Here is a 6,198-nt window from a genome sequence, read left to right on the forward strand (position 1 = left end):
GTGGAAGAGTGTGGGCTTCCCACAACTTAACGACAGTTTATTCGTTATCCTGACTTACTTCTTCGAACGTTTATTGCCTGAATACTTCGACAGTGAAAGCGACCACAGCAAATACACTGGTGCGATTAACCCTGTGCGTATCGGTCGTCGTAAGGACTTCTGGAACCGCTTGACCATGGGTTATCAGGACTTACTGATCCAAAAAGTATTACGTGACGAAAAACGTACCGGCAAGATGACGTGGGAAAATGTGATTAAGCAATTTTTCACTAATTTCGACGAAATCAATGGCGACAAAATGTCGGCTAACTTGCTCAACTTCCCAGGTTTCCGTTTATCCATTGAAGATGCGTTAGATAAAGGTATTCGTCCTTGCGGCCTGATCACTGGTATTGCTGACTTTAAAGAAAAGGGACAAAAAGTCCGTGTGGGTCTGGCGTATGAAGTTGTTGCAACGGTTTAATTTACTTAAATCCTAAGTCAAACACTGGCTGATTATTCATATAGCCAACCTGCTCCGCTGCATGACAACTCATGCAAGCAGTTTTCGCCTTGTTAAAGCCTTGCTTAGCCTTGGCTAAATCGCCAGATTTCAAATCGCTCAACACGTCAGGCCATGCTGTTTCAAGGAATATTGCCTTGGCATTTTTTCCGCGTTTTGGTCGTTTCATAATGCCATTTTCTATGGTGGTACGGATTTTCTCCCATTGATAAGTGGCAAGTTCTGGATTATTGCGGGTTAATGCTGTGTGCATAGATTGATAGCGTTCTCCCACTTCCCACATCGGCTGGTCAAACCCGCGCAAGTATTTTTGCAACAGTTGGAACCGCTTTTCGTCAGACTCAGCCTCAGATAACCAACCCGTTGGCTTTTTCTGATCATCCGCCATGCTACCGCCTGAAAAACCAACGACTAAGACCGACAGGATACTTGCTAAAACAAGATGTTTCATGATGAACCTCACTAAATACTCACGAAGTTGAAACTCGATATTGGTTTTCGATATTGATATTCGATATACTTTTATCATTAAGCATTTTTCATTTCAAGACTCTTTACATTGGAGACTCAACATGCAGGCGACCAATACGCTTTGGGATATCTTTGTCAGTTTTCTCAAGCTTGGCCTTACATCTTTTGGCGGACCTATCGCACATATTGGCTATTTTCGGGATGAATTTGTCACTCGACGGAAATGGATCACAGAACAGGATTACGCAGATTTAGTGGCGTTATGCCAGTTTCTGCCGGGGCCTGCCAGCAGTCAGGTCGGTATGGCCCTGGGAATGATGCGGGCTCATTATCTGGGTGCTCTGGTTGCATGGATTGGGTTTACCATACCTTCAGCGCTATTGCTTATCGGATTTGCTTTAAGCTTGCATCAGTGGGGAGACATACTGCCAACAGGGGTGATCCACGGCCTGAAAATCGTCGCTGTTGCGGTCGTTGCTCAGGCGGTATGGGGTATGGCTAAAACACTATGCAATTCAGTTCCTAAAGTCACTCTCATGGCGCTCAGTGTAATGTTGTTGGCTTATTGGACGTCGATTTGGTCACAAGTTCTGGTCATAGCGCTTGGCGGTGTGATTGGTATCTTCATCTGCAAAATAACCGCCTCCGAACAATCACCAACCGAACATATTCCCCTGCGCATTTCGAGAAAAGCAGGCACTGTATGGGGGGTAAGTTTTCTCGTCTTGTTATTCTTGCTTCCGGCTCTTGCCATTTCATCGTCTCAACCTACGGTGATGTTGTTCGATTCCTTTTTTCGTGCAGGTTCGCTGGTGTTTGGCGGTGGCCACGTCGTGTTACCACTGCTTCAAGCTGAAGTCGTGCCGAATGGTTTAGTCAATCCGGACAGCTTTATGGCAGGTTATGGTGCTGCTCAGGCGGTTCCTGGCCCCCTGTTTACCTTTGCAGCTTTTTTAGGCGCGTCTATGCAACAGGGGCCAACTGGAATAGTGGGTGGATTAATTGCGCTGGTTGCTATCTTCATACCGGCATTTATGGTGCTCGTCGCCGTCTTGCCTTTCTGGCATGCAGTCAGAACGTCTGCGCTGATGCAGGCGGTTATGGCAGGAGTCGGAGCCAGCGTCGTCGGGATCTTGCTATCTGCCCTATATAACCCAATCTGGACCAGCTCTATCAAATCTCCGTTAGATTTTGCTGCCGCCTTAGTTGCTTTTGTTGCCTTAATGCACTGGAAACTAAGCCCTTGGGTTGTGGTTTTATCCGGTGGTATAATAGGCGCATGGCTTTTTAACTAAGTAACCTCATGACACAACGGGACCTTTATGCTGGCTTGATCCGGCTGCATATTCTTCATCATGCTGCAAAAGAAACCATTTATGGTTCCGAGATCAGCGAAGAATTAGCGCATCATGGCTACGATATCAGTCCCGGCACATTGTATCCGATGCTCCATGCCATGGAATCTAAAGGGTATCTACATTCCACCATTGAACAAAACGGCAGCCGCAAAATTCGTTTTTATACCATCACGGATGAAGGGCGACTCGCTCTCAAAGATGCGAAAGTCAAAGTGAAAGAGCTGTTTGGCGAGTTGTTTGAAGATGAATGAGCGCTTGTTGAGTCATTCTTCGCTGGGCTCGACTAATATCGAACGATATAGTCATTTTTTCATTGATCTGGCGTATATCCTGGTAAATTCAGGCCATGCTTTATCACCAAAGTGAACCCCTTCACTGAAATCTGTAAAGTGGATGTGCATGTACTTTACACCCAAGTTGTCATACTCAAGTTCACGGATCGATACCGTTGTATAGTCAGGGTCCTTTACTGCGTCTTTATGAGCGCTAAACGACTCTGACGTTGCCTGTATATAGCGATAATCAGACATTTTTTGTCTCCTTTAAGAATAATAAATTGCAATAAACATGACGCAATCTTGAGCGCTATGCTGGCTTGCCTTGGTTCCGATAAACCTGCTGCCACAGTTGCTGCTGAGTGGCCAAGGTCGCGGTTAATGCGGCCTTTTCCTGCAACCAGGTTGTTTCCTGTGTTTTCACGCTCGAAATATGGGCCTGTAACTGCTGTACATCGTGGCATTTCGCATCAAAGGCTTTTTGGAGCTCCGCGTACAGGGTATTTCGATGCTCCAGTTGACGCTCTAATTGACGGCGCTCCGTCTCAAGACTACCCATCTGCTCCTTCAACTGCGCGGATGTAGTCTCTGAATGCTGCAGCGTGGCTGTTAATTGCTGTACCTGCGCCAGCAGAGTGCTCGCTTCCTGCTGTTTCACCATCACAGTTTGCTGTGCTACGCGAAGGTCTGCCTGTACCTGCTGGATCTGGTGTTCATGGCGCTGTACATCCTGCTCTCGCTGCGTTTGGACAGAAGCACGATAATGCTCCAGCGCTTGTCTGGCATGCTGATGTTTGTCTTCAAGAGAGCTAATATGCTGATCCTTGGTGGCGAGCAGGTTTTTCAGATGGGCATTTTCACCGGTGAGTTCCGCCATGGTGAGTGCATCTTGCTGCCTGGCTTCCTGTAGCTTTTTATTGCGGTCCTCAGATGATAAGAGCTTGCGCTGCAAGTCGTCGGTTTGCGCCGTCAAATCCTGAATTTGTGTACGCAGGTTGTCAGCCAGCTGCTGCCAATTCGCTTGGGCAGTTTTATGCATGGCCTCTGCTTGTTCCACTTTGGCCAGAGCCTCTTCCTGCAGTCGTCTGGCCAATTGCAGCACCGTCGTCTTGATCGTCTCCGTCAGAAGCTGCTCATCCTGCAACAAGGTCGAATCGTCGTTCTCCAGTTCTCTGAGCCAGCGCTGTATGGTTGACCGAGAACCGGTATTGCCCAGCTCAATACGCAACGAATCCAACGTAACCGACTGACCTTCGTCTATCAGCCGTTGTCTGGCGTCTTTTACATGGCTAAATTTGCCCAACGCGCCAAAAATGTAAAGTTAGCAAAACTACGCTACAACCCTCTTTGCTCACAGATAGGAGCAGAAGCAAACCATTCTAGAAAATCATCTAAACTTGAATTTATTTCGATAGATTTTTTCATAGGATCATTCAATCGTGTCAGTACATTAGGCGTATGTAAAAGCTCTTCTTTATGTTCGCTAAGTTCGATAGCACGTAAGCAAAGTGCTTGGTATGGTTTAAATGCTTCATAGTCGAAAAAGTTATGAACAGCTCGCGCATAGGATTTTTGTCTTCTACCCAGCTTAGTTGAAAGATCATACCCAAGGATTAACATAATTTTTTCGAGCACACTTAAGCTCATATTTTTGTGGAAACCAAAGTATAAATGGCTCAATTTTAATGCAAATTGTTCCCAACGTTTATATGAACTAGGCATGTCTGATGAGTAATATCGAATGATAGTTAGCACAGTGCTTTTTACTTGCAGTACACGTAGATAATAGTCTTCTTTAAACACAGAATGCAGCCAATCAGCATCGCTGCTCATATCGAGAGTTGGCCAGCATATCTTGGCAGCAACTAAAAATTGGCTCCAATCGCGGTATTCTTGGTTTTTGAAATGGTCAATATTTGCTAAAACTCTTAACTTCCCTTGTTCAACCAAATCAGCTTTTAGCGCACAATCTAAAGCGTAAAAGTCCCTATAAAAAGTTTCACCATCGTGATGGGTGAGTTGGTCGTAGGTAACACTATATTGGCACCAATCATAATAAATCTTTTTACCAGCTAATCTGGGCTCCCACACTTTCGTTAATATCGTAAGCTGCTTATTTTCGAGTGATTCGGAAGCTAAGATTGCATTAAAAATGAACCAGTTCCCTCGGTTACAAAAGGCAATATCCTTCTGGACTTGTTTTACCGCAATTCTTTCTTTATCAAAAAAATCAAGGATCTGATCTTCATTCTCGGCACTTAGCCAAATCAATGGCCATTCTTTTTCCTGATAGAAATGCTGTCGGTCAAGGATGACTTTTGGGGATTCACTACGAAGTTGGATTTCAAACGCAACATCTTTACCGAAATAACGAGCATGGAGGTCGGGTTTTGCACGTTTGAGCTTGTCTAGGCTAAAAACAAACTGCGTATCGACATCAATCACTTCCCAATTGGGGAGGTTCATAAGCGTCTTAGCGAGTAGCTCTTTCATTTGCCAATGCTTATTTCCCTCACTTACTCCAGCGTAAATTTCCGCACGAGATTTACTATCAGACTTCCAATCGCAATAAATCCCTTCTGGATGACTAAAGTAATATTGATGCCCGTGCCGGCTATCGTCATCTCGTTTTGCATGAAGATACACCAGTTGTTTACAGTTTTGACAGACGAAACGATGGTGTTTTATGTTGGCTTGACGTATTTCTTGTAGTTCATGCTGCTCATAGATCCAACTTAATGATTCAACCCAAATGGGCTCATTACGCTCGGTATCAATAACAATAGGGATTTGGCGCTTAGTATTTTCCATAATCTCGCAGCTCTTTAACATCTATCGAGTAGAGGAAGCAATTGATTGTTTAACTGAATTTATAGCCCGATAAATAGAAGCCTCTCCAAGGTGATACTCCTTGGCAAGCTGGCCAATAGTGGCCCCCTCAGCTCTTTTATCATAAATAGCTTGTTTTAAGATGTCTGTAAGTTTTACAGGCCTACCAAATTTAACTCCATTTTCATGGGCTTTTGCGATACCTTCAGCTTGCCTTTCAGTACGCAAGTCATTTTCAAACTCAGCAATAGCAGCCAACATATTGAACATGAGTCTCCCAGTCGAAGTGCTCGTATCAATGTTCTGATCGATAACGAGTAAATCAATGCCTTCACTTTGAAAACGCGAAGCAATCTGGGCTAAGTGGACGACTGAGCGAGCAAGACGATCGAGTCGTGTTACCACTAGGGTATCCCCTTCACGTAAATAATTCATGCAAGATTGAAATTCTGACCGTTCAGCCGTCCTCCCACTGCGTTTTTCTTGATATATCTTATTGCACTCAGCTCGATGCAATTTGCTGAGTTGTACTTCTAAGCTTTGACCTGTGGAACTCACTCGAGCATAACCAACTCTGGACATAAATTACCATATCTCTGTAAAGGTTTTGATAATGCATTTATGATAGTAGTTTTGATAGATAATAACTAGTGCTATCAAATAGTATACATTTTGATAGGGTGCATTTTTGACTTTTATCGCCCAACTGGTGTAAATTGAGCGAATCGAACGATTCGTTTAAAGGTGATAAATGAACACTCTT

The 6,198-nt window shown here is 44.4% G+C and carries 7 protein-coding genes and 1 pseudogene; 3 read left to right on the top strand and 5 right to left on the bottom strand.

Annotated features, from left to right (window positions below):
- Window positions 1-439, top strand: a pseudogene (locus M0413_RS22360) (hypothetical protein); the annotation flags it as partial.
- Between the two features lie 25 nt (window positions 440-464).
- On the opposite strand, the gene M0413_RS22365 reads toward M0413_RS22360, so the two are convergent.
- Window positions 465-953 (bottom strand): hypothetical protein, encoded by a 489-nt coding sequence (locus tag M0413_RS22365; RefSeq protein ID WP_249555692.1) that lies wholly within the window; start codon window positions 951-953, stop codon window positions 465-467.
- Between the two features lie 40 nt (window positions 954-993).
- On the opposite strand from M0413_RS22365, the gene chrA reads away from it, so the two are divergent.
- Together chrA and M0413_RS22375 are read left to right on the top strand one after the other, a co-directional pair.
- Window positions 994-2,268 (top strand): chromate efflux transporter, encoded by a 1,275-nt coding sequence (chrA, locus tag M0413_RS22370; RefSeq protein WP_432345538.1) that lies wholly within the window; start codon window positions 994-996, stop codon window positions 2,266-2,268.
- Between the two features lie 8 nt (window positions 2,269-2,276).
- Entirely contained in the window at window positions 2,277-2,582 is a 306-nt protein-coding gene (locus M0413_RS22375) for a PadR family transcriptional regulator (protein ID WP_249555694.1), read from the top strand.
- Window positions 2,583-2,633: 51 nt separating this feature from the next.
- On the opposite strand, the gene M0413_RS22380 is transcribed toward M0413_RS22375, so the two are convergent.
- From M0413_RS22380 to M0413_RS22395, 4 genes are read right to left on the bottom strand one after another with little or no spacing between them, the layout of a single operon-like run.
- A complete protein-coding gene (locus M0413_RS22380) occupies window positions 2,634-2,861 on the bottom strand; it encodes a hypothetical protein (protein ID WP_249555697.1) in 228 nt (75 codons plus the stop codon).
- A gap of 55 nt (window positions 2,862-2,916) precedes the next feature.
- On the bottom strand, window positions 2,917-3,909 hold the full coding sequence (locus M0413_RS22385; RefSeq protein WP_283771994.1) for a DNA-binding protein: 993 nt from the start codon (window positions 3,907-3,909) through the stop codon (window positions 2,917-2,919).
- Between the two features lie 32 nt (window positions 3,910-3,941).
- Window positions 3,942-5,417 (bottom strand): DUF6035 family protein, encoded by a 1,476-nt coding sequence (locus tag M0413_RS22390; RefSeq protein ID WP_249555699.1) that lies wholly within the window; start codon window positions 5,415-5,417, stop codon window positions 3,942-3,944.
- Between the two features lie 21 nt (window positions 5,418-5,438).
- Window positions 5,439-6,017, bottom strand: a complete 579-nt coding sequence (locus M0413_RS22395) for a recombinase family protein (protein WP_249555701.1) — start codon at window positions 6,015-6,017, stop codon at window positions 5,439-5,441.
- Window positions 6,018-6,198 lie beyond the last annotated feature (181 nt).

Source organism: Shewanella sp. 8A (genome assembly GCF_023475945.1).
In the GTDB taxonomy this organism is placed as follows: domain Bacteria; phylum Pseudomonadota; class Gammaproteobacteria; order Enterobacterales; family Shewanellaceae; genus Shewanella; species Shewanella xiamenensis.

Bases quoted from the DNA above. Each gene is read 5' to 3' on its own strand.
- M0413_RS22365 (WP_249555692.1), bottom strand. From the start codon at position 953: ATGAAACATCTTGTTTTAGCAAGTATCCTGTCGGTCTTAGTCGTTGGT.
- M0413_RS22375 (WP_249555694.1), top strand. From the start codon at position 2,277: ATGACACAACGGGACCTTTATGCTGGCTTGATCCGGCTGCATATTCTT.
- M0413_RS22380 (WP_249555697.1), bottom strand. From the start codon at position 2,861: ATGTCTGATTATCGCTATATACAGGCAACGTCAGAGTCGTTTAGCGCT.
- M0413_RS22390 (WP_249555699.1), bottom strand. From the start codon at position 5,417: ATGGAAAATACTAAGCGCCAAATCCCTATTGTTATTGATACCGAGCGT.
- M0413_RS22395 (WP_249555701.1), bottom strand. From the start codon at position 6,017: ATGTCCAGAGTTGGTTATGCTCGAGTGAGTTCCACAGGTCAAAGCTTA.